This is a genomic window from Pleomorphomonas carboxyditropha (assembly GCF_002770725.1).
GTDB classification, from domain to species: Bacteria; Pseudomonadota; Alphaproteobacteria; order Rhizobiales; family Pleomorphomonadaceae; genus Pleomorphomonas; species Pleomorphomonas carboxyditropha.
Genome location: NZ_NQVN01000001.1, coordinates 741,972 through 765,913, shown reverse-complemented (window position 1 = coordinate 765,913; position 23,942 = coordinate 741,972). Strand labels below are relative to the sequence as shown.

Sequence of the window (23,942 nt, the reverse complement as noted above, 5' to 3'; positions counted from 1 at the left end):
ACAAGTTGACCGAACTACATTTCTCAACCTAGCTTACTCCGACGTTGATCAATACAAAAAAAGGTCGATTGACGGGGAATGTGAGCTATGTTCGTCATCATTGATGACCGGAAGATTGTTACTTCCGGATACACGTCAGGATTTGAACGGGAAGGGGTTTCCTCGATCGGCTTCCGATCGCCGGAGTTCCGCGACTGGATGGGGGCCGCACCTGACAGCGACCTGTTAACCATCGAGGGCTTTCTGCTGGGCAGTTGCGAAGATCGTCAGTCGGTGCCGAAAATCATCCGTGAGAGATGCGGTGCTCCTCTGATTGCCTTCAGCGATGTTCCCAGCCTCGAGCAGACGTTGAATCTGTTTGCCGTCGGCGTCGATGACGTCGTCCGACAGCCGGTTCACGTCCGAGAGATTATTGCCCGGGCCGGCGCCATCCAGCGCCGGGCCGGCAGCCAGACCGACGATTGCAAGATCATCGGGTCGATGCGCGTCTTCTTCGACGGCCGCGACCCGGAAGTGAACGGCGAGCCCTTTGTGCTGCCGCGCCGCGAACGCCGGATTCTGGAATACCTGGTTCGCAACCAGAACAAGCGCGTTACCAAGGAAAAGATCTTTGGCTTCGTTTATGGCTTCTGCAACGAAGAGGTCGAGGAGAGCGTGATCGAGAGTCACATCAGCAAGCTACGCAAGAAATTGCGAGCTCGCCTCGGCTTCGATCCGATCGATTCCAAGCGCTACGTCGGCTACATGCTGGAAAACGGCTGAGCGGACAACATCTCCGGCGACGGTCCGCAATAGGTCCGTCGCCGGTCGAGACCAACATAAGCTTGGAAAATCAGCCGGCATGGTTCCTCATCAACCTTCGAGCAGTGAATACACGGCTCACCACATGGTTTATTGACCTGCCTTCGCGCTGCTGGCAACGGACGAAGTGCCGACGTATGCCGGGTTTTTGATTGCCCCCTTATTTACCGATCTGGATGCAAGTCGGCTCACTTCTTCCGGACGAGGCGTTGCTCGGAATACCGGTCCGGACCTCATAAAAACGCCCATTACGTGATCTGACCAATGTAAGTAAAAAAATCATCTTTCTGTATTTCATAAGTTGTATAGAATACTCCCATACTCATATAGGAAAACTGCAAATGCAAGACTATTATATGTATATGATGAGAAATTACCTGGCGATAAACGCCATTATCATTGTAATAGGCTTCCTACTTATAGTTTCCATGACAAGAAGATTGAATGCTATTGCAGGATTTATAGTCGCCATACCGCTAATATTCCTTATCTGCGCTCTGGTAGTCGGAGGATTCTATACCCTGTTTACAAATGGGCGAGCTGTAAGCGCCTTCATTTCCGACCCGCAAGGGGGGAGCGCGTTCATGTTGGAATCCGGCATAGAGTTCGGCCTTCCCGGCGCGCTATTCGTCTTGATGGGCTACGTCCTTGAACGGGCCCGGCGCCGGCGTATCGACGCACATAAAGAACGCATGAAAGTGCTCGGACAGGACTGACCGCTTTAGCTCCCGTGACGGACTAAGGGTTTGACCACGCACGTACCGAAGCCCGCAATAGCGATTTCCGGCTTTATGCCCGAAGTTGCCTTTCAGCGCCTACAGTTCCGCGTGCATGTCGCGGAACAGTCGCGGGGCGACGCCGAAGCGGCGCTCGAAGGCCTCCGCGAGGCGCGCGGGCGGGAAAAGCCCCACTTGCGCCGCGACCGATTTCAGCGAACCGCCCCGCGAGAGCAGCAGGCGCGCGGCGTCGAGCCGGAGGATCTCGACGAAGCGGGCCGGCGTCTCGCCGGTCGCCGCCACGAACTTGCGATGGAAGGTGCGTTCGGACAGCCCGGCGCGGGCTGCCAGCGACGGCACGTCCAGGGCTGCGTCGAGGTTCGTCTGCATCCAGCCGATCAGCTCGGCAAAAGGGCTGTCGCCTTTTGCCTGCGCCTGGAGAACCGGGCTGAACTGCGACTGGTAGCCGGGCCTCCGGGCATAGAGCACCAGCCGCTTGGCGACCTCGCCGGCGATCGACGCATCGAGGTCGTGCGTGATCATCGCCAGCGCCATGTCGATGCCGGTGGTCACCCCGGCCGAGGTCCAGAGCGCGCCGTCGACCACGTAGAGGGCTTCGGGATCGACCGAGATCTTCGGAAAGGCCTCGGCCAGCGGTTTGCAGGCATCCCAGTGCGTCGCGACGCGGCGGCCGTCGAGCAGCCCGAGCGCGGCCAGGACGAAGCCGCCGGAGCAGACCGAGCCGAACCGCTCGGCCTTCCCGGCCAGCGCCGGGAGGGTTGCCCGCAAGGCCGGATCGGCCATTGCCGGCAGGAGGGGTTCCCGCTCGGCTCCCGCGACCAAAAGCGTCTGCGCTTCATCCGGCCGGAGGTCGGCGATCGGACGTGTTTCCAGCGCAATGCCGCTGCTGCTTTCGACGGCACCGCCTTGGGCCGACGCGAGCACGACCTTGTAGAACGCCGGCTTCCTGCGCTGGCGCAGGGCGCGATTGGCGCCGTTGAAGACCGATGCCGGTCCCGAGACGTCGAGCAGTTCGAAACCCGGATAGACGATGAAGGCGACGTGATGCATTTGGCAGAAAATAGCCACCTTTTGTCATTCCTGCCAGCCGGCCGTCTCGCTATCCTGCATCGACCGTCGGAAGACGACCGCTATCGTGAGGAAGCCATGAACCCTCGGTCCATAGTGTGGGGCGTTCTCGGGCTGGCCGCCCTCTCCGCGGCGGGTTTCGGCGTGTGGCTCGCCACGTTGCCGCCTGCCCCGGTCGCCTCGATCCCGCCGCCCGTTCCGCAGGAGGAGATCGCGGCCACGCTCGCCGCGCTGAAGCCGCCGAAGCGCCAGCGGCCGCTGGCCGCCATCGTCGGCCTCAACGATGCCACCGAGACGACCGACTATCTGCTGCCCTACGGCGTCCTGAAACGCGCCAATGTCGCCGACGTGGTGTCGCTCGCGACCGGGCCGGGACCGGTGCGGCTTTTCCCGGCGCTCGTCGTGCAACCCGATGCGACCATCGCGGCGTTCGACGCGGCGCACCCCGAAGGAGCGGACTATGTCATCGTGCCGGCCATGAGCCGCGACGACGATCCGGCGGCGATCGCCTGGCTCCGAGACCAGGCGAGAAAGGGGGCGACGATCATCGGCATATGCGCCGGCGCGAAAGTCGTCGCCGCCGCCGGACTGCTGGACGGCAAGCGCGCGACGACCCATTGGTACTATCTCGACGAGATGCTGAAGCGCAGCCCGACGATCGAATACGTGGCGGACCGGCGCCTGGTCTCGGACGCCGGCGTGACGACGACGACCGGCATCACCGCGTCCATGCCGATGATGCTGACGCTAATCGAGGCGATCGCCGGCCGGGCCAGGGCGGAGGTGGTCGCACGCGACCTCGGCCTCGAAACGTGGGATACGCGGCATGCAAGCGGCGCGTTCGGGCTCACCCGTCCGTTTGCGACGACCGTTTTCGCCAACAGGCTCGCCGTCTGGAACCGGGAGGAACTCGGCGTCCGTCTCGAGCCGGGCATGGACGAGGTATCGCTTGCCCTGGTCGCCGATGCCTGGTCGCGAACCTATCGATCGAATGCGACGACCTACGCCGCCTCGCCGGGTGCGGTGGAGAGCTGCAACGGCATCCGTATCATTCCCGACCGATCCGGCATAGACTGGCCGGCCGACCGGCGCGTGCCGACATTTCCCGACCGGAAGCCGGCCAACGCTCTCGACCATGCGCTCGACGCGATCGCCGCCCGCTATGGAGCGCGCACCAGCAACGTGGTCGCCATGCAGCTCGAATATCCGCGGCAATAGCGGATCCATTCAGCCCGGTGCGATGCCGGATCCCGCACGTCCGTTCGTCGTTATCGTATCCAGGCAGCCAATGGCTGCCCGCCGAAGGCAACCGAACCACAGGGAGAAGATCCATGCCCAGCACGATCCGTCTGCATCGCGTCGTCGCCGCCAAGCCGGAGAAGCTCTATCGCGCGTTCCTCGAAGCCGATGCGGTTGCGAGCTGGCTTCCGCCATATGGGTTCGTCTGCACCGTTCATGAGCTGGACGCCAAGGTCGGCGGCCATCACCGCATGTCGTTCCGGAACTTCACCACCGGCCACAGCCACTCTTTCGGCGGAACCTATCTGGAGCTCGTCCCAGGCGAGCGCCTCGTCTACACCGACAGCTTCGACGACGCCGGCCTGCCGGGCGAGATGAAGGTCACCGTGAACCTGAAGGCCGTGTCCGTCGGTACGGAAGTGAACATCGAGCAGCAGGGCGTGCCCGACGTGATCCCCGCCGAGGCCTGCTATCTTGGCTGGCAGGACTCCCTGCACAAGCTCGCAAAACTCGTCGAGCCCGAAATCACCGAGTAGACATCGCAGCGTCGGGAGTGGCCGACCGGATGCGTTCTAGCGCAGCCTCACAAACCGAAATCCTCGCAAAAGCGATCGATCTGGTGCACGCGCTCACGCAGGATGGTGACGATGCCGATGTCACCATCCGACAGACGGCCATCCAGCTAAATCCGGTTCCGCGCGATGACTTCGGCCGCAGTTAGCGGCCTGTATGCGGATTCTGGTGCTGCGAAAGCATGGGGGAGCTCGGCTTTCAACCGGTCAAACGATTCCTTCTCCACTCGCTCCTTGTCGCGACGGATCAGATCACGAACATACTCGCTGATATTCTCGTAGGAGCCGTTCTCACCAACGTTCGCTGCCACGAAATCGCTCAAGGTACCGCTGATGCGGACCGTCATGGCCGTAGGTCGAGACATGATGAACCTTTTGTTGCCTTCAATATAATCAAAGATGTTTACGGCGCCAAGCGTCACCGCGGCGCGTCCGACAAGAGGTTGGCGGCGATGCCGCCGATCAGCGCCCGGATGGCGGCAAGCTCGCGGGTGCGGCCGTCCGAGCGGCGGGTGGCAAGCACCACATCGCGGCCGATCGCCGGGTCCGGTATGGCGGCGCAGCGAGTGAGGCCGTCGGGACGATCCAGCGACTGCGCCGCCAGGGCCGGCACGAGGGAGCATCCCTCGCCGACCGCGACCATGGAGCGCAGCATCTCCAGGCTTTGCGCCCGGCGCCCGCAATAGGCGACGTCCTGACCGCAGGCTTCGTGCACCTGGTCGCGCAGGCAATGGCCTTCGCGCAGCAGGATGACCTGGGCCGACAGCCCCTCGATCGGCCATTCGACATGCCGGTCGCGCGCATGCAGGATCAGGAACGGCTCGAAGAAGAGATGCTGAACGAGGATTCCGCCGTCGTCCGCGTAGCGGCAGAGAAGCACCGCGTCGAACTCGCCCGACTTGACGCCTTTCAGCAACGCGTCGGTGAGGTCCTCGGAAATCAGCAACTCGACGTCCGGCCACTCCCGCCTGAAAGGCTCGATCAGGCTGGGCAGGAGATAGGGGCCGAGCGTGGGCAGCGCTCCGATCCGAAGCGGGCCGGCCAGCGGCGGGCGCTCGCGCCCCTCGTTGAGCAGCGCGCGGGCCTCCCGCAGGATGTTGCGCGTGCGGACGAGCACTTCCTCGCCCTTGGCGGTGATCAGCACGCGCCGCGGAGACCGCTCGAACACGGTCACGCCGATGATCGCCTCGAGCTTCTTGATCTGGGCGCTCAGGGCCGGTTGCGACACGCCGCACTCGGCGGCGGCGCGCCCGAAGTGGCGCTGCCGCGCGACCGCGTCGAGATATTCCAGATCGCGAAGCGACAGACCGCTGAAGGACAAGGGCTGCTCCAGTCTCAATGATAGGCAACGCCTATCGAAGGAATAGCAACCATATCTTTCCATTTCTTGATGAAAGGAGTCAAGATTTTCGGGCGCAACAGCGTGATTAAGGAGGTGCGCCATGTTCCTGAGAATCGACAAGCTTCAGGTCGAGATGCCGCTGCCGAAGGAGCCCGATCCGTCGGCCGCCGCCGCCGTCAACGAGCTGATGGGCGGCCGTTTCGGCGAGATGACGACGCTCAACACCTACATGTACCAGAGCTTCAATTTCCGGCAGCGCGAGAAGCTGAGGCCGTTCTACGCCCTGATCGCCAATATCGCGACGGAAGAGCTCGGCCATATCGAGCTGGTGGGGGCGGCGGTGAACGGGCTGCTGCACGGCGCCGAGCCCAAGGGAGACGTGTCGAAGGGCGACGCCATTTTCAAGGACCTGTTCGGAGGCGCGGCCGGTGCCGGCCCGAATTTTCACATCAACGGCCCGCATGGCGTGATGGCGACGAATGCGCTTGGACAGCCGTGGCGCGGCGACTACATCTTCAACTCCGGTAATCTCGTTCTCGATCTGCTGCACAACTTCTTCCTGGAGAACGGCGCGCGCACCGTGAAGCTGCGCGTCTACGAGATGACCAAGAACCCCGCCGCGCGCCACATGCTCGGCTATCTGTTCACGCGCGGCGGCGTGCATGCCCATGCCTATGCGCTGGCGCTCGAAAAGCTGACCGGCGTCGACATGAAGAAGATGCTGCCGATCCCCAATATCGAGGGCGTCGAGATCCCGGAAAGCCAGCCCTTCCTCGCCGAGGGCATGCACCGGCGGCTCTACCGCTTCAGCCCGGACGACTATCGCGAGATCGGCGATATCTGGCAGGGCGAGGCGCTCGACGGCTCCGGACCGCTGGAGATCATCGACGGCCCGCCGACGGGTGGCCCGCAATACGAGGCCGAGGGTGTCGCCAGCGCCTTCATCCCCGACTATCACCCCGAGGAAATCCTCGAAATCGCGCGAAAGCTCTACGCCAAGGCCAATTGAGCCAACGGCGCGCGGGGGCTCCGGCTCCCGCCCGCCGGTTTCATGGAGTCCTCTCGGAAAGCAGGCATGGTAGCTCTGGGGAGTGATTGACAATTCCGGCTTAAGCGATAGCGTGTGCTCATGAATGGGATGCTCTCAGTTTCGACCTCCACTACCACCGCCACGCGGTGCTTGGTCACGTCATGAGCTAGAGCCGCTTCAGACGAGAATGATCAACCCGCCGGATGCGAGCGGGTTTTTTTGTGCCTGCCGCGTCGCACGTCGAGGAGGACGACAGCATGCGGCACCAACAACGACGCATCGACGCCGCGTTATCGGCAGCGCGGAAATGCTTTGCTACGCGGTTCAATGGAGCATCGCACTTGTTTGTGGCGGGCTCGATCATGCGCGGTGAAGGAAACGATTTCTCCGACATCGATCTGGTCGTCGTCTATCCGAAGCTGGAACAAGCGTGGCGAGAATCCTTCGTCTTGGATGGCTTCCCCATTGAAGCTTTCGTGCACGATGCGGAGACACTGGCCTACTTCATCGAAAAGGACATAGAGGGCGGCGCACCGGTAATCGTCGACATGGTTGCGAATGGCGTGATTGTCGGCAACGCGTCGGGGCATGCCAATGCCATGCAGCAACATGCACGAAGTATCCTTGGTCGGGGACCCAAGCCGCTGACTGGGATGCAGTATGACACCATGCGATATGTTCTGAGCGATCTTGCCGATGATCTTCGTGCCGAAAGACCCACCAACGAAATTGCTGCCATTGCGGCGCAACTCTATCCCCGCCTGATCGATCTCATTCTGCTCGGGCGCAATCAATGGACCGGGAAAGGAAAGTGGGGCCCCCGTCTCTTGCAGCGGCATGATCCCAAACTCGCGATCATCGCGGCCGAAGCGTTCACAGACGCCGTGCAAGGCAACAAGACCGCACTCCTGTCACTGACAGATCAGGAATTGGCTAATCACGGTGGAAGCTACTTCGATGGTTACCGAGTTGATGCACCACAAGACGCGAGGATTTCATCAAAGACGTAGCGTCCTCATAAAAATGGCTGCTTTCGACCGGCGAGATGGAACTTCTAAATGACCGCGATGGGTCGATTGCTGCCATAACTTCAAGATATATCGAGATATAGCGTAAAATAGGAGTTTTCAGTGCCGTCCGTTGGGAGCGCAGCGGCGGAAATATCGGGCTATCGAGGGCAATCGGCGGTGTTTGGCGGGCCATGCGGGATAGCGATGAGAACTATGTCTACTCCATAGCCCTCCATGACCCTATAAAATAGACGTAGGCATGAATGTTGATGGTCATCATGGTGCGGCCGCTCTCTCACCGACCAACCGCACCATGGAACGCAGCGGGTATCGAATCATGGAGATCGACAAAGAAAAAATAGACGATGCAATCCTTGCGTTGCTTTTCCTCTCACTCGACCGAGATGGCCGCTCATGGAAGGGCTTCGATTGGGATGCCATGAACCGGCTGCATGAAAAGGGATATATCAGCAATCCGATCAGCAAGGCGAAATCCGTCATATTGACCGATGAGGGCATTGAGCGATCGGAGCACCTGTTCCGGGCGCTCTTCTGCAAACCCGAATAAGCGCCCGTTCCTTCCTCGCGCCCAAGTATCCGACCCGCGTTTCCCCGCAGGCGCGTGAGACGCTTCGGCTCAGGGGCGCTTGGGCACATCTCCGAAATCGTGCTCCTGCCATTCCTCGATCGTCCATCTAAAGGGCAGTTTCGCCGGCTGTTTGCCGGCGAGCGCCATCCATTTCACGATCGCGCGCCAGACCGGCTCCTCGCAGGAGAAGTTGCTTCGCCAGAAGCCCCGTCTCTCGACATCATCCGGCGTGAACTCCGCCTTGCCGCAGAACTCGGCCAAGAGTTGCCGCACCCAGGGGTCGAGATGAAGCAGATTCGGCTGATCGGCACGGCGGTCGGCCTCCGCCAGCTCTTTCCGACGTAGATCCTTTCTTTCCTCGCGTTCGAATATCTGGCGGACGCGTGGGACGGACACACTATGGTCGCGCGCGATTGCGGCGAAGGTCTCGCCAGCTCGACGACGCTTCAAAATCTCCCGGTTCCGTTCCTCGGTCATGGCAAAGCCGCACTGCCGATCACCCGATGATGCTCACATTCTACTCTCTTCTCTCGCAAGATGAAGCTGCGATCAGGAAGTCAGGACTTCCGGCTTTCAGACCTCTCACCTCCTGATCCGATTCTTGTGCCGGGCCTCCACTTCGCTTTGGCCGGGCGAGCGCTTGGGGGCGCTGCCCCCTGGCGCGGCACAAGGGCGGCCGGGCGGTATCCCCAGCCTTCCGCGCGGATGCCTGCTCTCGCACCTTCGTCATGACTTCGATCCGCTTCGTGCAGGCCGGGTGATCCCCCTCCGCCCGTCCACCCTTGCGCCTTGCACCCCCCGGTCTCGGCGACGGCCAGGGTTGCAGCGCAGCGCTGCGCTCCAACCCAAGCCAAAAGGATCAAGATCATGACGAACAATGCACAGATCACGACCGTTCCCGAACATGGCGAAACGGTTTTCATCCCGCTCAACAAGCTCAAGAAGCACCCGAAGAACGCCCGGAAGACCCCGCACAGCGAGGCGTCTATCGAGGGGAAGGCGGCGAGCATCGCCGCCAAGGGTATCCTGCAAAACCTTGTGGTGGAGCCGGAGCTTGACGCGGAAGGCGAGCCGACCGGTTTCTATCTGGTCAGCGTCGGAGAAGGCCGCAGGCTGGCGCAGCTTCTGCGCGCCAAGCGCAAGGAGATCAAAAAGACCGAGCCGGTCCGCTGCGTCATCGACACGGCGAATGATGCCGCCGAGATCAGCCTTGACGAGAACGTCAACCGCGAAAACCTTCACCCTGCCGACGAGTTCGAGAAGTTCCGCGAGCTTTCCGAAGATCGCGGATGGGGCGCGGAGGAAATTGCGGCCCGGTTCGGCACGAGCGCGCATGTGGTGAAGCAGCGGCTTCGCCTTGGAGCCGTCAGCCCCAAGCTCATTCAGATTTACCGCGACGGCGGGCTGACCATGGACCAGTTGCAGGCGTTCGCCATCACCGACGATCACGACCGGCAGGAACAGGTTTACGAAAACCTGTCCTATAACAAGGAACCGTGGATCATCCGCCGCGATCTGACCGCGAGCAACGTGGCGGCTTCGGATCGGCGCGCGGTGTTTGTCGGGCCGGAAGCCTATACCGAGGCGGGCGGCTACATCATCCGCGACCTGTTCACCGAGGATCGCGGCGGCTTCTACGAGGATGCAGCGCTTCTGGACCGGCTTGCCCTCGACAAGCTGGAACGGATCGCCGCCGAGGTTCAGGAGGCCGAGGGATGGAAATGGGTTTCGGCCTATATCGACTGGCCCCACGCCCATGGCATGCGCCGCACCTATCCGCAGGGGGTGGAGCTATCCGAGGAGCAGGAAGCCGCCTACGATGCCGCGCAAGAGGAACTTGAGCACCTGTCGGCGGAATGGCAGGACGCGGACGAGGACCTGCCGCCCGAGGTGGATCAGCGCCTTGCGGAGCTTGAAGCCGAGATCGAGCGCATCGACGGGCTGCGCCATGCCTATGATCCCGACGAGATCGGGCGCGGCGGGGTTTTCGTGGTTCTGAACCATGACGGCGCCGTCCGCATCGAGCGCGGTTTCATCCGACCCGAGGACGAGGCCCCGGAACCGGAGGAAGAAGAAGGCGCGGACGGCGAAACCATCATCGACGGCGTTCGCGTTAACGGCGATGGCGAGATCATCGGAGAGGACGGCGAGTATGACGAGGACGGGAACCATGTTTCCGCGCTCGACATCGAGGACGAGGAAGCGGAGGAAGACGGCAAGCCGATTTCCGACCTTCTCATCCGCGACCTGACCGCCCACCGGACGCTTGGCCTGCGTCTCGCCCTTGGTGAGCAGCCGGACATGGCCTTGATCGCTGTCACCCATGCGCTCGCCGCGCAGACCTTCTATCGTGGTAGCGGGGAAGCGCATTGCCTCGAAATCCGTCCGATCAGCGCCAGCCTTGGCGGGCATGCGGATGGGATCGAGGACACGGCAGCGGCGAAGGCGCTGGCGGATCGTCATGCCGGATGGGCGGCGGACATGCCGCGCGACGTGTCGGACCTTTGGGGCTTCATTGCCGGGCTGGACCATGCCAGCGTCATGGCGCTGTTCGCCCATTGCGCCGCGCAGACCGTCAATGCGGTCAAGGTGCCGTGGGAGCAGCACAAGCGCCGCGCCCACGAAACGGCGGACAGGCTGGCGACGGCGGTTGCGCTTGACATGACGGCGCACTGGACGCCCACCGTGCGGGCCTATCTCGGTCGCGTGACCAAGGCTCATATCCTCGCCGCCGTGCGCGAACCCCTTGGCGACGAGGCAGCCGAGCGTATCGCGGGCAAGAAGAAGCCGGAGATGGCCGAAGCCGCCGAACGGCTTCTGGCCGGAACCGGATGGCTTCCGCCTCTGTTGCGCACCGAGCGGCCTGCGTGGCTGGCCGACGCGCAGCAGGAGGCACCCGCCATGGAGGCCGAAGTTCTGCCGGAGGCCGACAACGCCGAAACCGTGGAGGACGAGCCTTTCACCGTCGCGGCGGAATGAAGCACCGGCCGGGATCGCGTCAGCGGTCCCGGCCTTCAATTGGAAAAAAATCCGGCCGCGCGGCTACCCCGCGCGGCCGGATGACCTCGACAGATGAAGGACATAGAGGCACCTTTAGAGCGCGCAGCAGTTTTCGTAACGATTGCACGAAAGGCGGTGCAGTAGGACAAAGGTAAAGATCATGGTCGCAGTCATGTTCATGAGCGTAGCGCTGGTCGCGCTTCTTTGTGTCATCGCTTATACGCTCGCCGTCTATGCGCTGCCTTTCATGCTTGGTCTGACCGCCGCGCAATTCGCCTACCAGACCGGCTCCGGCCTGATCGGCGCGGGACTGGTCGGCCTGTTCGCCGCAGGCATTGCCTTCGGCGTTCTGGCGGTGCTGTTCGAGACGATTCGCATTCCCATCGTCCGCCTGATCGTCGCGCTGATCTTCGCCGCCCCCGCTGCCGTTGCGGGCTATGCGCTGGTCCATGGCGTCACCAAGGAAGCCGTGCCGTCCGACATCTGGCGGCAAATCTTCTGTGTCGTCGGAGGCGGTTTCGCGGGCATGTCCGCCTTGGCGCGGCTGGCGAGCGGCGTCGGCCAGCCCGCCAGATAGAGGGGCACCTAGCCGAAGCCCGCGACCACCGTTTCGATAGGCAGGAACAGCGTCCGGCTGTCCTCGGGATATTCGATGAACTCCGCGCAGCGCAGATAGAAGCGTCTGGCGGCATCGTCCTTGGCCTGGACCATCACAGCCCCAATGCCGATGCTTTGCGAGGCCAGCGCGATCCGGCGCAATGCGTCCGAAAGCAGGTCCGCGCCGAGACCCTTGCGCGCATGGTCAAGACTGACAGCCAGCCGACCGATGATCGAAACCGGAATCACGTCCGGGGCGTTGCGCCTCACCTTACCGGGAGCCGCTCCCCGTTCGACCGATCCCGCTGAAATGCAGAAATAGCCGACGACCCGATTGCCCTCGCACACGACGTATGTGCGCGAGAACCGGCTTTCGTTCTTCAAGGCCCGATGACGCAGCCAGTCATTCAGCACCGGCTCGCCGCAGTCGAACTCGGAAAGATCGTGTTCAGCAGCCAGGGGAACAGGAGGCGATAGCGGCAATTCGGGATCGTCCGCCGCTTCGTCTATTTCTGCCATGCCGGGGTCCGGCGTAGCAGAGCCTTGAGCTTAGGCCCCGGTGCAGGCGGATTGTCGAGCGCCCGCATGAAGGCGTCGTAGCGTTCCGGATCGAGTGTGAACAGGCGCTGGTCGAGCAGCACATCGACCGCCTGTCGCCTCGCGCTCTCCACCATGAACTCGGTGCGCGTCTTGCCGAGGACCGCCGCCGCATCGTCGATGAGCTGGCGGGTGTCGGTCTCGATCCGCAAGTTGATGCTGCCCTTGGCCTCGGACGTAGATGCGCGGGCCGCGACGGCAGGAGACGCGGAGCGGGTAGATTCGGAAGGGGCGAGACGAGTTTTTGCCATGACCGCAATATGGGTGAACGTATCTACAGTGTCAATACATGGAAATGTCGATAAGGTTTGGGCGTTGCCCTTCGGGCCGGGCTTTCGGCTTCGCCGGAACCACGCCGTCGGCGCGTTTCCGCCATTCGGCTTCAATCCCATAACGCGAAGGGTGGCGTCGGCCATTTCGCAGATAGCCCCATCCGGTTGAGCAAGGCTGTATCGGAAGGCCGGTCATGGTCGCCATGGCAAGCCTATGATGGGGTTGGGCTGTCCGTCCGCATCGACTGGCAGCCGGATCAGCGCTGGGAAGCTCGGATCATCCGCTTGGCACAGGCATGGCAGACGTCCCGCACGCGATGTTTCGGCCATACCGGATACGGCAGCATCGGCGAAGGTCAGCCGAAGCCGCACCCGCTGTCGCCCCCGCTGGCGATAGGCGAACGGCCTTGCCGGTCGGGTCAGGGAAGACGGCGGCCACAGAACCACGCAAGCATCCCCGATCCCGGCGAGGCGCGGGACGGGCGCCATTGCCGTATTCCCCTTGATTACCTGTTTGGGCGCTCCATCCGCGTCCTCGATTGGCACGGTCTGACCGAAGACCGCCGCCGCTGAAGCGGCGTCTCGCTCGTCTTCCCGCAACGTCCGTCGCCAACTTTTTTCCGCCGCCTTCGGCTTTGCATCGCGAGGCAAAAAAGCCGTCGCCGGCCGCCCTCCACTCCGTTCCAGCCCCGAGGGGTGCGGGGCCGATCGTCCCCGGTTTCACGACCACCATCGAGGTCGCAATGGTGCGACCCGACAGGAAAAGGAATACGACAATGGCGACCATCGGCACCTTCACCAAGAACGAAAACGGCGCGGGCTTCGCTGGCTCGGTCAAGACCCTGACCCTCAACGTCAAGGCCAAGTTCACCGCCACCGAGGGCGACAGCGAGCGCGGCCCCGACTTCCGCATCTTCGCCGGCGCCACCGAGTTCGGCGCGGCCTGGAAGAAGATCGCCCGCGAGACGCAGCGCGAATACCTCTCCGTCAAGCTGGACGATCCGAGCTTCCCGGCGCCGATCTACGCCAGCCTGGTCGAAGCCGAAGACGGAAGCGGTCACAACCTCATCTGGTCCCGCCGCAACGGCGACTAAGACCGGCCCCCGGAACAGCCCCGCTCACCCGAGCGGGGCTTCTTTTTTGCTCATGGCCGCCGCCTGTCAGGGAATACGGAGATCGGGATTCACGGCTCTCCGGTTTTCAGACTTGACGTATCCCGATCGGATCTTCTCCCCGGCTACCGCTTCACTCTGGCCGGGCTGTTGCTTGGGGGCGCCGCCCCCTGGCGCGGCGCAAGGGAGCCGTGACGGTATCCCCAGCCTTCCTCCACTTCGTTCCTCGTTCCGTGCAGGCCGGGTGATCCCCCTCCGTCACGGCCCCCTTGCGCCTTGCACCCCCCGGTCTCGGCGACGGCCAGGGTTGCAGCGCAGCGCTGCGCTCCAACCCAGACCCATAAGGATCAAGATCATGACCTATCATCACCTTGCCACCCGGTTCGGCCGCAATTCCCATCAGATCACCGGGCGGGAAGCGCTCGACAACGAAGCTCTTTACCGACACGTCCCGTCCATCTTCGCCCGCGAGGCGCATGACAGCCGCTCGGAGCGTTACGTCTATGTCCCCACCATCGACATCGTGGAGGGGTTGCGGCGGGAAGGATGGTTCCCGTTCTTCGCCGTGCAGTCCGTTCCGCGTGACGGCAGCCGCCACGGCCACGCCAAACATATGCTGCGCCTGCGCCGCGATGACGGCATTGGCAAGCAGGAGGCGGCGGAAGTCATCATCGTCAATTCCCATGACGGAACCAGCAGCTACCAGATGTTTGCCGGGATGTTGCGTTTCGTCTGCACCAACAGCCTTGTGGCGGGCGAGCGGTTTGAGGACGTTCGCGTCCCCCACAAGGGCAATATCCAGCATGACATTATCGAAGGCGTCTATACCGTTGCCGAGGACTTCCCGCGCCTGATCAACGCCAGCGAAACCATGAAGGAAATCCAGCTTGGCGAAGATGAGCGCCGCGTTCTGGCCGAGGCCAGCCTTGTCGCCCGCTACGGCGAAGAGGAAAGCCCCGTCCGCCCTGATCAGATCATCCAGCCGCGCCGCCGCGAGGATGCCGGACAAAGCCTCTGGATGACCTACAACACCATTCAGGAGAACATGATAAGAGGCGGCTTGCATGGGCAGCGGCGCAATGCCGAAGGCCGCATCCGCCGCAGCCAGACCCGCCCCATCAACGGCATCGACCAGAATGTGACCCTCAATCGCGCGCTCTGGACGCTGGCCGAGGGCATGCAGCGATTGAAGACGCGATGACCGTCATGCCGTAGAGCCGGAAAACCGGCTCTACGGCTTTCCGCTTTTCAGGCTTTGCGCTTCCACCATTTTTCCGCCGATCCGGCTTTGCGGATCGGCGGCGCGGCCATGCCCAAAACATAGCCGCCGCTCGCCGGGCTATGCCCGGCTCGCGAAGCAGGCTAAGCACGGTTAAGAAGAAAATAACTAATAAACTGATCGGGTTACTCGAACAAGGTTCCGTATCAAAGCAACTACAGTTAGCTCCCCAAATCCGGCAGGCTTCCCTTTCGGGCCTCTTCTGGATGCCCACGATTCGGAGGAAACGCCATGCTACGCATCGACTGGCGTTCACCGGCAGCCTATGGGGACATCAGACATCTTCCCGCTGCCGGTTTCGCTTGGGAATATCTTCGTCGCAATGACGAATATCGGCATGATTTCCAGACCATCGCCCTGACCGGAAAACCCGGTGCAAGGCAGTTGGAGAGATTTGCGCAACGCTGGGGGTTGCGATTTCCCGAGCGACCCCGACGCATCGCCTGATCAACTATCCCTGTTCTGGTCTCCACGCCTCCAGCCACAAGCGATCAAGCTCTCGCCTGCCGAACAAGAGGACGCAGAGACTGAGCCGATGGTCACGCTCGCCCATCTCGCCGGCCTTAACCTGCGCCGCGCGGCCGATGGCTGGCACGGCGTGTGGCAGATAGACGACATCACTCACCAGTTCTGGCTGTCCGATGCGGTGCCGAATACGGCGGCTTTCTATGCCGTGACTTTGCCGTTGGATTCATTTCTGGAGCTTCGCATCCACGCCACGCGGCGGCTCTGGCGATCCCTGGCCCGGCGACCACCTGGCCTGCCCATCGGTATCCTGCCCGAGCAACTCCGGGAATGGCACATCCTGTCCCTGCGCGCGCTGGATGCGAACCTGCGAGGCGAGAGCTACCGAACTATCGCGGAAGTCCTGCTCGGTTTCCGCGGCACCAAGGAGGATTTTGAAAGTGACCCGAGCAAGAACAAGGCGCGTCGCCTCGTCGCGCATGGCATCAGGATGATGCGCGGCGGCTATCGGCTCCTGCTGCACTATCCGGTCAAAGTCGGCAAGCGATAGCCCCACGGCATCACGCCTTGTTGGCGGCTGCCTGTTCCAGTATCCGCTTGTAGCCCTCGCGCGAGAGCCATTGCGCACGTTCGAGATGGCTTTGCCAGCACCGATAGCTGCGCAGTTCCTCCGCGACCGGATCGCGGTGGAGCACGATCTTAGCTACTTCCTTCCACTCCGCATCCTCAGCTTTGGCGTCGAGGAGCCGCAGATAGGTCACGAAATGCCGCTCGTCATATGTGGTGATCCCATCGCCCGTCGGCGCCACGTCATCCACATCGGGATCAAGTTCAACGGGAACCCGCATCGTCATTCCCCTTCCTTCAGGAGAGCGCCTGCGGTACGCCCCCGCAGATAAGACTCTCTGACTCCTGGTGATCGGGGAGTTAGTAACCGTGACTAGACGGCCCCATGGCCTTTAGCTCGGAGAGCCTGTTGTATACGCCACAGGCTCCCCGACCATAGGGTCAAGGAGTGTGGTGCCGTCACGGCCGGCACCAACCGCTAGTCAGGGGTTACTACGCCCCCGGAGCAGCGCGTCTGCTCCGTTGGCACATTTAGCCGACCCGCGCGCGATTGTCTCGACCAATTCCGCGCAACGCGCAATCACACGCTGAAATCTCTCGGCTTTTTCGGCCTGATAGTCGCCCTAGCAGGGGTGCCGCCAGCGCATAGGCTTAAATGCGGCACGCTACAGGCCGCCGGTCCTCCGCCACGGTTCGCCACAGCCCGCTGTCGCTTCCGACAGCCGCCTGTCTGACGAATCCGAGGTGATCCCATGGCCATTCGCAACGCGGACCTACCACCGCGACTTCTACGCACCAAGGAGGCCGCGCGCTTTCTCGGTATTTCGCTCCGCACCCTTGAGAAACACCGGACCTATGGCACCGGACCGCTCTATCGCAAGATCGGCGGCCGCGTCCTCTACGCCGTGCGCGATCTCGAAGCCTGGAGCGCAATCGGCACGCGCAAATCCACCCGCGACAAGAGCGCCGGCACGGTCTTTCCCGCGCGCCCGCTGACACCCGCAGAGCGGGATGAACTCTGAATGCTGCGCGACGACGATCATGTCCCGGCGCAGCCAAGCGACGCCAGCGAACGCACGCGCCTTGACCCCTTCGTGGTCGCGACCGGCGACGCCGCGCCGCGCGACCAGCGCGACTTGATGGAACGGCCCTTCTTCTCGCTGGCGAAGCGGCCGCGCACCGCGCCAATCCTCTACCGAGCGGCCGATGTCGAGGTGCAGGTGCTCGCCATGCCCGAGCACGGCATGGCGACGATCTGGGATGCCGATGTCCTGATCTGGGCCGCCTCGCAGATTGTCGCAGCCGAGAACAACGGCTTCCGCACGTCGCGCTTCTTTCGTTTCATGCCCTATCAGCTCCTGCGCGCCGTTGGGCGGGCGACGGGCAACCGCGACTATCTGTTGCTCAAGGCGGCGCTCGCGCGCCTGCAATCCACCGTCATCGCCACCACCATCCGCAACGGCAAGCATTGGCGTCGCCGTCAATTCTCCTGGATCAACGAATGGGAGGAGATGACGACGCGCGGCGGCCGCGTCGAAGGCATGGAATTCGTCCTGCCGGAATGGTTCTACAACAGCGTCATCGACCGCTCGCTGGTGCTCACCATCGACCCGGCCTATTTCCGGCTGACCGGCGGCATCGAGCGCTGGCTATATCGCGTCGCCCGCAAGCACGCCGGTCGCCAGCCCGAGGGCTGGGCGTTCGAGATTTCCCACCTTCACCAAAAATCCGGCAGCGCGGCACGGCCGTCCGACTTCGCGCTCGACTTGCGCCGGATCGCGAACCGCCAGCCGCTACCCGGCTATTGCCTTCAGATCGAATGGGAGGACGGGCGTGAATTGCTGCGCTTTCTCCCTGAAAAACAATTCACAGTGCCTGTGGACAAGCATGTGAATCCTATCGGGACATTAGGCGCACGCAGTATCGGGACATTAGGCGCAAATTTCGCGCGGGACTCTATAGAAGAATCTAACAGAGAATCTAACTCTTCTTCTTTGACGCGCGCGCACGCGATCCGTGGTGCCGGTGCCACCCGGCGAGGTGCGCCATGATCGTCGCGCTCCTCAACCAGAAGGGCGGCGTCGGCAAGACCACGCTGGCGCTCCATCTCGCCGGAGCCTGGGCCGCTCAGGGACGGCGCGTCATCCTGATCGACGCCGACCCGCAAGGCTCCGCGCTCGACTGGTCGCAGACGCGCAGCCATGAGGGCCTGCCGAGGCTGTTCAGTGTCATCGGCCTAGCCCGTGACACCTTGCACCGCGAAGCCCCGGAGCTGGCGCGTGACGCCGATGTCGTCGTCATCGACGGGCCTCCCCGCGTCGCCGGTCTCATGCGCTCGGCGCTGCTCGCCGCCGATCTGGTGCTGATCCCGGTGCAGCCGTCCCCCTTCGACGGCTGGGCCTCGGCCGAGATGCTGGCGCTGCTCAGGGACGCGCGGATCTATCGGCCCGAGTTGGCGGCGCGGTTCATCCTCAACCGTTGCGGCGCACGCACCGTCATCGCTCGCGAGACGGCCGAGACGTTGGCCGAACACGACCCGCCTTTGCTCGCCACGACCATCGGCCAGCGCGTCGTCTTCGCCGACGCCGCGCGGTCCGGCCGGCTTGCCAGCGAGATCGATGGCGACAGCCCCGCCGCACGCGAGATCGCGGCGCTGGCCACCGAGATTGGCCGGCTGCGCATCGGGAGGACCGCGCCATGACCCGTGCGCCCGGAAAGTCTCGCTTCGCCTCGCGTCCGCGCGATCCCGAAAGCTGGATCAAGGCGGCCGACGCGCCGCCGGACAGCAAAGCCGCCGGCGAAGCGTTCACCGCCCGCCTGACCATCGACATCACGCCGGGGCTACGCGGCCGCATCAAGGTCGCGGCCTTCCGGCGCGGCATCACCGTCACCGACATGCTGCGCGGCCTTCTCGCGCGTGAGTTTTCACACTCCGAAGGAGATCCGACATGACCGGCAGTGCTCCCCGCCGCATGCACGGGCGTCCGCTGCTGGACGGACCCGCGCCATTCACCACACTCGTCGAGCTGACCTTCGATAAGCGCAAGGTCGAGCAGTGGATACGGTTCGGCCGCAAGAGCTACGAACAGATCATCGACCGCCGCCGCAGCGTCGTCGGCTTCGCGCCGAACAGCGTCTTCGCCTTCGTCCGCTGGGCGGCTGGCGAGCACGGCACGATCATTTCCCGGCTCGACATCGTGCGCGCTATCGGTCGCGGCGAGCCGTTCCAGACGTTGCCCTTCGTCCGGCCAGGCGGCGACATCCTGTTGCGGCTCGACGGCTGGCCGAAGGTGCAGCGCGCGCTTGCCGTCATCGACGCCGTGGAAGCGCTCGGCCTCAATCCGGTCGACGTATCGCCGGACTACTGGCGGCACGCGCACAACCGCCTGACTGCCAATCTGGAGCCGAGCGACTACACGCCGGAGCGACATGCGGCATGGATCGGGCGTCGGAGAATCGACCCGTGACGCGCCGCCGCTATGTCGCCGTCACGGCGCTGGCCGTTCTCGGCATCGCCACCGCAAGCGCGGTCGAGACGCCGACGAAACTCATCTGGAACGCAACCGCCAGCGCGCCGGTCGGCTTCTACACCGTCGAGCCGGCCGCCCGGATCGAGGTGCCCGATCTTGTCGCCGTCATGCCACCCGGCCCGCTCGCCACCTTTATGGTCGGGCGCGGCTATGTCGGGCGCGGTGTGCCTCTGTTGAAGCGCGTCGTCGGCCTGCCAGGGCAGCGGGTTTGCCGCGCCGGCCGCGCGATCACGGTTGACGGGATCGAGATGGCCGAGGCGCTGGAGCGCGACCGGATCGGCCGCGATCTGCCCGTCTGGCAGGGCTGCCGCACCGTCGCTCCCGGCGAAATTTTCCTCCTGAATTGGGAGGTCCGCGACAGCCTCGACGGCCGCTACTTCGGACCCATCCCCACAGCTTCCGTCATCGGTCGGGCAGTCCCGCTCTGGACCGATGAGGAAGGCGTCGGCCGCTACGAGTGGCGCGCGCCGACGCACTGACTTCGCGCTTCCCCCACCAACAAGGAGACTGACAATGCCTGCCAATATCTTTGAACCTACCGCCAACGGCTACGCCGGCCGCGTCAGGCTGTTCGGAATCGACGAGGCAATCACGCTTGTCGAAACCGAACCGAGCGACGCCGACAATGCGCCGGCCTATCGCATCCACCTCGACGACGAGGACGGCCCCGACATTGGCGGCGCGTGGAAACGTGTCGGCGAACGCGCCGGAGACTACATCGCCCTGGAGATCGACAGCCCACTTTTCCCCGCGCTGTTTCGCCCGGCGCTGTTCCAGGCCGACGACGAGGGGCGCACCTTCCGGCTGGCGTGGAAACGACCGAAGGCGCGCGAGGACCGGAGCTGATCGGTGCGCGTTCCTCCCATCCCTTTGTTCGCGGGAAATCCGTCTCATCCCTTCGTCCCGCTCGACGACCAGACGGCCGGCGCGCGCAGCGAAGGTCAAGGGCGGCCCCCGGCCGGCGCTTCGCGCGCACCCTTTACCGAAGCGAGCACGCTGGCAGGCTGGCGTCGTGGTGGAGACAGGGCGGCATGGCGTTGTGCCTTTCTGTTGCTCGCCGGGGCGCTTTTCGTCTGCATGGGATCGGGCGTCGTGGTCGCGCAATCCGCGTCGGTCGCGCTCCTGATTGCCGCCGATCCCCATGCGGACCACATCGCGGAGGCGTCGCAGCGGTTCGGCATCCCCGAACGCTGGATTCGCGCCGTGCTGCGCGCCGAGAGCGCGGGCGACGTGCGCGCGGTTTCGTCAGCCGGGGCGATGGGATTGATGCAGGTTATGCCCGACACATGGGCCAGCTTGCGCGTCCGCTATCGGCTCGGCCGCGATCCCTACCAACCGCGTGACAACATCCTAGCAGGCACGGCCTACATGCGTGAAATGTGGGATCGCTACGGCAACGTCCCGGCCATGCTCGCCGCTTATAACGCTGGTCCCGGCCGTTATGACGAGCACCGTTCGACCGGCCGCCCGCTGCCCGCCGAAACCCGCGCCTATGTCGCGACGCTTGCGCCGATCCTTGGCGGCGTGGCGGCGTCCGATGCACCAGCTCGCCAGGCTGCACCGCCGCCCGACTGGCGCGAAGCACCGCTCTTTATCGTGCGCCCGAATGACAGCTGGGCCGCCATCATGCCGTTGTCCGAGACGCAATCCGGTGATGCTCGCGCGACCGTTCCGGTGCGCGATCAGACCGCTACGGAGCCGCAAGACGGCAGCATTTTTGTTGCCCGCGCGAGCGTCGGGGATACGCCATGAAGGTGGCGTTCCCGCGTTCGGCGGCGCTCGTTCCGGTGTGCAGGCAGGCAGGTTTGCGCTTAGCGGCATACCGGGCCGAAAGGGCAGAAGGGATCGAAGGAGCGGAGGGCAAGATAAAGGAACATGGCACCACGTCGCCAATGTTCTCGAAATTGTTGTTGTCTGCACACTGGTTAGGGGAGCCGCGAGCGGCACCCTGTTTTTGGATGGCGCGAGCCGTGATCTTGCGCAAAGCCTTGGCTTTGCTTGGTTTATACTGGCACCATGGCCGCCGATCGCGCGATTTCCCGGGGTTTTGGCCGGAGGCGCAGCCATGAACGCCGACGACGAGAACCGCTTCCGGCCCAAGCCCGGTCGCATCCGATCCGACACGCCGAAGGCGGGCAAGGCCAAGAGCTTCCTGACCCAGGCGAAGAAGCTCGCGCGCCAGCACAGCAATACCCATCCCGAATACGCGCCGCGTCTCGGCTCACGCACGGCCGCGAAATCCACCGCCAAGGGTGGCAAGGCCGCGCAAGCGTCCGGCGGTCCTGGCGTCCGGCGAGGCCGTGGCGCGGCCTTCGTTCGCGCCCGCACCTTGTCGGGCGGCTGGCGGCACAGCGCGCCGGGAATACGCCGCGTCGTCGTCAAAACCCGCTACGTCCAGCAGGCTGGGAAGAACGGCAAGGCTGCCGCCCATCTGCGCTACATTCAGCGCGACGGCACCTCGCGCGACGGCGAGCGCGGCCAGCTTTATTCGGCGACCGAGGACCGCGCCGATGGCGACGCCTTCCTCGATCGCGGCAAGGAGGACCGGCACCAGTTCCGGTTCATCGTCTCGCCGGAGGACGGCGCGGACCTGACCGATCTGACCGCGCACACCCGCGATCTCATGCGCCAGATCGAGGCCGACCTTGGTACGAAGCTCGATTGGATCGCGGTCAACCACTACAACACCGGCCATCCCCATGTGCATGTCATCGTGCGCGGCAAGGACGACCTCGGCGAGAACCTTGTCGTCAACGGCGACTATCTCGCCAACGGCATCCGCGAGCGCGCGAGCGAGCTTGCGACGCTCGAGCTCGGCCCAGTGACCGAGATCGAGCAGACCCGCAAACTCTCGGCCGAGATCGATCAGGACCGTTTCACCCGCATCGACCGGGCGATGACCGAGGAAGCCGAAGACCGCTTCCTCGATCTGCGCCGCGAACCCGAGGACCCACGCCGCCAGTTCGACCGGACGCTGCGACTGCGCCGCCTGGGCAAGCTGGAGCAGATGGGCCTCGCCACGGAACACGCGCCCGGCGTCTGGGAGTTGAGCGAACAGATGGAATCGACCCTGCGCGGACTGGGCGAGCGCGGCGACATCATCCGCAACATGCACAAGGCGTTGAAGGCCGATGGCCTGGAGCGCGATCCCATGACCTTCCATATCCATGACGGGTCGCCCCAGACGCCAATCGTGGGCCGCGTCGTGGATAAGTATCTGACTGACGAATTGGGCGAGAACCTGACCGTCGTGGTGGATGGGATCGACGGCCGCACGCATCATTTCGCCGGCATCGACCCGGCCCGCGTCGAAGACGCGCGGATCGGCAGCATCGTTGAGATCGGCCCGGCCGACACCACGCAGCGCCCGTCCGACCGGACCATTGCCGCCATTGTCGAGGATGGCGTCTATCGCCCGAGCCGCCATCTGGAGCATGCGAAGTTCGAGGGGCGCGTTCCGGGCGGCGACTATGAGGGCTTTGTCGATGCCCATGTCCGCCGGCTGGAGGCGCTGCGTCGGGCCGGGATCGTCGAACGGATCGACGCCGACCAGTGGCGTATCCCCGAAGATTTTGAGAGCCGCGCCGCCGCATATGATGCCGGTCGCAATCGGCAGGCCAGCATTCGCGTCATCTCGACATTCAATCTGGAAAGCCAGATCGGGTCCGATGGTGCGACCTGGCTCGACCGGCGGCTGGTTACGCCTGACGCATCGGATCTCGCTCCCGCCGGCTTCGGGCAACAGGTGCGCGAGGCCATGAACCAGCGCCGGGAACATCATATCGAACAGGGCGACGCGACCCGCAGTCGAGACGGCCGCATCTTCTACCGACGCAATCTTCTCGCCACCCTGCGCGAGCGCGAGGTTGCAAGCGTCGGCGCGGAGATCGCCGCGAGCAAGGCGCTGCCGTTCCGTGCCGCCACGGACGGCGAGAGCGTGAGCGGCAAGTTCACCGGCACCGTGCAGCTATCCAGCGGCAAGTTCGCCGTCGTGGAGAAGAGCCACGAGTTCACCCTTATCCCGTGGCGGCCGGTCATCGACCGCCAGCTTGGCCGGGAGGTCATGGGCGTCGTGCAGGGCGGATCAGTGTCCTGGCAGCTCGGGAAAGCTCGGGGCTTGGCACTTTAGGTAGAG

The 23,942-nt window shown here is 63.8% G+C and carries 29 protein-coding genes; 22 read left to right on the top strand and 7 right to left on the bottom strand.

Annotated features, from left to right (window positions below; all coding sequences use genetic code 11):
• Positions 1-87 precede the first annotated feature (87 nt).
• On the top strand, positions 88-762 hold the full coding sequence (locus CJ014_RS03655; RefSeq protein ID WP_100079123.1) for a response regulator transcription factor: 675 nt from the start codon (positions 88-90) through the stop codon (positions 760-762).
• A 380-nt stretch (positions 763-1,142) separates the two neighbouring features.
• Positions 1,143-1,517, top strand: a complete 375-nt coding sequence (locus tag CJ014_RS03650) for a hypothetical protein (protein ID WP_100079122.1) — start codon at positions 1,143-1,145, stop codon at positions 1,515-1,517.
• Positions 1,518-1,616: 99 nt separating this feature from the next.
• Here CJ014_RS03650 and CJ014_RS03645 read toward each other — a convergent pair whose 3' ends face one another.
• Positions 1,617-2,588, bottom strand: coding sequence for a GlxA family transcriptional regulator (locus tag CJ014_RS03645; protein ID WP_100079121.1), 972 nt, complete (start codon positions 2,586-2,588; stop codon positions 1,617-1,619).
• A 96-nt stretch (positions 2,589-2,684) separates the two neighbouring features.
• Between CJ014_RS03645 and CJ014_RS03640 the strand changes: the two genes are divergently transcribed.
• The gene (locus CJ014_RS03640) at positions 2,685-3,824 is read left to right on the top strand and encodes a DJ-1/PfpI family protein (RefSeq protein ID WP_100079120.1); all 1,140 of its coding nucleotides are present in this window, start codon (positions 2,685-2,687) and stop codon (positions 3,822-3,824) included.
• 113 nt (positions 3,825-3,937) lie between these two features.
• A complete protein-coding gene (locus tag CJ014_RS03635) occupies positions 3,938-4,381 on the top strand; it encodes an SRPBCC family protein (RefSeq protein ID WP_100079119.1) in 444 nt (147 codons plus the stop codon).
• A 146-nt stretch (positions 4,382-4,527) separates the two neighbouring features.
• Here the strand turns inward: CJ014_RS03635 and CJ014_RS03625 are convergent, their stop codons facing one another.
• Together CJ014_RS03625 and CJ014_RS03620 are read right to left on the bottom strand one after the other, a co-directional pair.
• Positions 4,528-4,839: a ribbon-helix-helix domain-containing protein gene (locus tag CJ014_RS03625; RefSeq protein WP_207765652.1), complete on the bottom strand. Its 312-nt coding sequence runs from the start codon at positions 4,837-4,839 to the stop codon at positions 4,528-4,530.
• Positions 4,836-5,738, bottom strand: coding sequence for a LysR substrate-binding domain-containing protein (locus tag CJ014_RS03620; RefSeq protein ID WP_165790728.1), 903 nt, complete (start codon positions 5,736-5,738; stop codon positions 4,836-4,838). The genes CJ014_RS03625 and CJ014_RS03620 overlap by 4 nt, the downstream gene beginning before the upstream one ends.
• Before the next feature lie 121 nt (positions 5,739-5,859).
• On the opposite strand from CJ014_RS03620, the gene CJ014_RS03615 reads away from it, so the two are divergent.
• The 3 genes from CJ014_RS03615 to CJ014_RS03605 all read left to right on the top strand — a co-directional run bounded on the left by CJ014_RS03615 (position 5,860) and on the right by CJ014_RS03605 (position 8,367).
• Entirely contained in the window at positions 5,860-6,768 is a 909-nt protein-coding gene (locus CJ014_RS03615; RefSeq protein ID WP_100079117.1) for a manganese catalase family protein, read from the top strand.
• Between the two features lie 278 nt (positions 6,769-7,046).
• Positions 7,047-7,799, top strand: coding sequence for a nucleotidyltransferase domain-containing protein (locus CJ014_RS03610; protein ID WP_100079341.1), 753 nt, complete (start codon positions 7,047-7,049; stop codon positions 7,797-7,799).
• Between the two features lie 337 nt (positions 7,800-8,136).
• Positions 8,137-8,367: a DUF6429 family protein gene (locus CJ014_RS03605; protein ID WP_100079116.1), complete on the top strand. Its 231-nt coding sequence runs from the start codon at positions 8,137-8,139 to the stop codon at positions 8,365-8,367.
• Positions 8,368-8,436: 69 nt separating this feature from the next.
• Here the strand turns inward: CJ014_RS03605 and CJ014_RS03600 are convergent, their stop codons facing one another.
• Positions 8,437-8,865, bottom strand: a complete 429-nt coding sequence (locus tag CJ014_RS03600; RefSeq protein ID WP_100079115.1) for a hypothetical protein — start codon at positions 8,863-8,865, stop codon at positions 8,437-8,439.
• A 390-nt stretch (positions 8,866-9,255) separates the two neighbouring features.
• On the opposite strand from CJ014_RS03600, the gene CJ014_RS03595 reads away from it, so the two are divergent.
• A complete protein-coding gene (locus tag CJ014_RS03595; RefSeq protein WP_100079114.1) occupies positions 9,256-11,367 on the top strand; it encodes a ParB/RepB/Spo0J family partition protein in 2,112 nt (703 codons plus the stop codon).
• Positions 11,368-11,548: 181 nt separating this feature from the next.
• Positions 11,549-11,965, top strand: coding sequence for a hypothetical protein (locus CJ014_RS03590; RefSeq protein WP_100079113.1), 417 nt, complete (start codon positions 11,549-11,551; stop codon positions 11,963-11,965).
• An 8-nt stretch (positions 11,966-11,973) separates the two neighbouring features.
• Here the strand turns inward: CJ014_RS03590 and CJ014_RS03585 are convergent, their stop codons facing one another.
• Positions 11,974-12,504 carry a GNAT family N-acetyltransferase gene (locus CJ014_RS03585; protein ID WP_100079112.1) on the bottom strand — a complete coding sequence of 177 codons (531 nt, stop codon included), beginning with the start codon at positions 12,502-12,504 and terminating at the stop codon, positions 11,974-11,976.
• On the bottom strand, positions 12,492-12,833 hold the full coding sequence (locus tag CJ014_RS03580) for a type II toxin-antitoxin system TacA family antitoxin (protein ID WP_100079340.1): 342 nt from the start codon (positions 12,831-12,833) through the stop codon (positions 12,492-12,494). The genes CJ014_RS03585 and CJ014_RS03580 overlap by 13 nt, the downstream gene beginning before the upstream one ends.
• 797 nt (positions 12,834-13,630) lie before the next feature.
• Between CJ014_RS03580 and CJ014_RS03575 the strand changes: the two genes are divergently transcribed.
• The 4 genes from CJ014_RS03575 to CJ014_RS03560 all read left to right on the top strand — a co-directional run bounded on the left by CJ014_RS03575 (position 13,631) and on the right by CJ014_RS03560 (position 16,260).
• Positions 13,631-13,948: a DUF736 domain-containing protein gene (locus CJ014_RS03575; RefSeq protein ID WP_100079111.1), complete on the top strand. Its 318-nt coding sequence runs from the start codon at positions 13,631-13,633 to the stop codon at positions 13,946-13,948.
• A gap of 373 nt (positions 13,949-14,321) precedes the next feature.
• Positions 14,322-15,167, top strand: coding sequence for a DUF932 domain-containing protein (locus CJ014_RS03570; RefSeq protein ID WP_100079110.1), 846 nt, complete (start codon positions 14,322-14,324; stop codon positions 15,165-15,167).
• Between the two features lie 309 nt (positions 15,168-15,476).
• The gene (locus CJ014_RS03565; protein ID WP_100079109.1) at positions 15,477-15,692 is read left to right on the top strand and encodes a transcriptional regulator domain-containing protein; all 216 of its coding nucleotides are present in this window, start codon (positions 15,477-15,479) and stop codon (positions 15,690-15,692) included.
• 88 nt (positions 15,693-15,780) lie between these two features.
• Positions 15,781-16,260, top strand: a complete 480-nt coding sequence (locus CJ014_RS03560) for a DUF2285 domain-containing protein (protein ID WP_100079108.1) — start codon at positions 15,781-15,783, stop codon at positions 16,258-16,260.
• 10 nt (positions 16,261-16,270) lie between these two features.
• Here the strand turns inward: CJ014_RS03560 and CJ014_RS03555 are convergent, their stop codons facing one another.
• On the bottom strand, positions 16,271-16,558 hold the full coding sequence (locus CJ014_RS03555) for a DNA -binding domain-containing protein (RefSeq protein ID WP_100079339.1): 288 nt from the start codon (positions 16,556-16,558) through the stop codon (positions 16,271-16,273).
• A 471-nt stretch (positions 16,559-17,029) separates the two neighbouring features.
• On the opposite strand from CJ014_RS03555, the gene CJ014_RS03550 reads away from it, so the two are divergent.
• Genes CJ014_RS03550 through CJ014_RS28340 form a run of 9 tightly spaced genes read left to right on the top strand, consistent with a single transcriptional unit; the run spans position 17,030 to position 23,936 of the window.
• Positions 17,030-17,299 carry a helix-turn-helix transcriptional regulator gene (locus CJ014_RS03550; protein ID WP_100079107.1) on the top strand — a complete coding sequence of 90 codons (270 nt, stop codon included), beginning with the start codon at positions 17,030-17,032 and terminating at the stop codon, positions 17,297-17,299.
• Entirely contained in the window at positions 17,300-18,328 is a 1,029-nt protein-coding gene (locus CJ014_RS03545) for a replication initiator protein A (protein ID WP_100079106.1), read from the top strand.
• On the top strand, positions 18,325-18,978 hold the full coding sequence (parA, locus tag CJ014_RS03540) for a ParA family partition ATPase (RefSeq protein ID WP_100079105.1): 654 nt from the start codon (positions 18,325-18,327) through the stop codon (positions 18,976-18,978). Before CJ014_RS03545 ends, parA begins: the two co-directional genes overlap by 4 nt.
• Complete coding sequence (locus tag CJ014_RS03535; protein ID WP_100079104.1) at positions 18,975-19,229, top strand: hypothetical protein; 255 nt, start codon at positions 18,975-18,977, stop codon at positions 19,227-19,229. The genes parA and CJ014_RS03535 overlap by 4 nt, the downstream gene beginning before the upstream one ends.
• Positions 19,226-19,744 carry a DUF2840 domain-containing protein gene (locus tag CJ014_RS03530; protein WP_100079103.1) on the top strand — a complete coding sequence of 173 codons (519 nt, stop codon included), beginning with the start codon at positions 19,226-19,228 and terminating at the stop codon, positions 19,742-19,744. The genes CJ014_RS03535 and CJ014_RS03530 overlap by 4 nt, the downstream gene beginning before the upstream one ends.
• Complete coding sequence (locus tag CJ014_RS03525; RefSeq protein WP_100079102.1) at positions 19,741-20,286, top strand: S26 family signal peptidase; 546 nt, start codon at positions 19,741-19,743, stop codon at positions 20,284-20,286. The genes CJ014_RS03530 and CJ014_RS03525 overlap by 4 nt, the downstream gene beginning before the upstream one ends.
• A 34-nt stretch (positions 20,287-20,320) precedes the next feature.
• Positions 20,321-20,653, top strand: a complete 333-nt coding sequence (locus tag CJ014_RS03520) for a DUF736 domain-containing protein (protein WP_100079101.1) — start codon at positions 20,321-20,323, stop codon at positions 20,651-20,653.
• Positions 20,654-20,656: 3 nt separating this feature from the next.
• Complete coding sequence (locus CJ014_RS03515; RefSeq protein ID WP_100079100.1) at positions 20,657-21,559, top strand: lytic transglycosylase domain-containing protein; 903 nt, start codon at positions 20,657-20,659, stop codon at positions 21,557-21,559.
• Positions 21,462-23,936, top strand: a complete 2,475-nt coding sequence (locus CJ014_RS28340; protein ID WP_341769962.1) for a relaxase/mobilization nuclease domain-containing protein — start codon at positions 21,462-21,464, stop codon at positions 23,934-23,936. The genes CJ014_RS03515 and CJ014_RS28340 overlap by 98 nt, the downstream gene beginning before the upstream one ends.
• Positions 23,937-23,942: the final 6 nt, after the last annotated feature.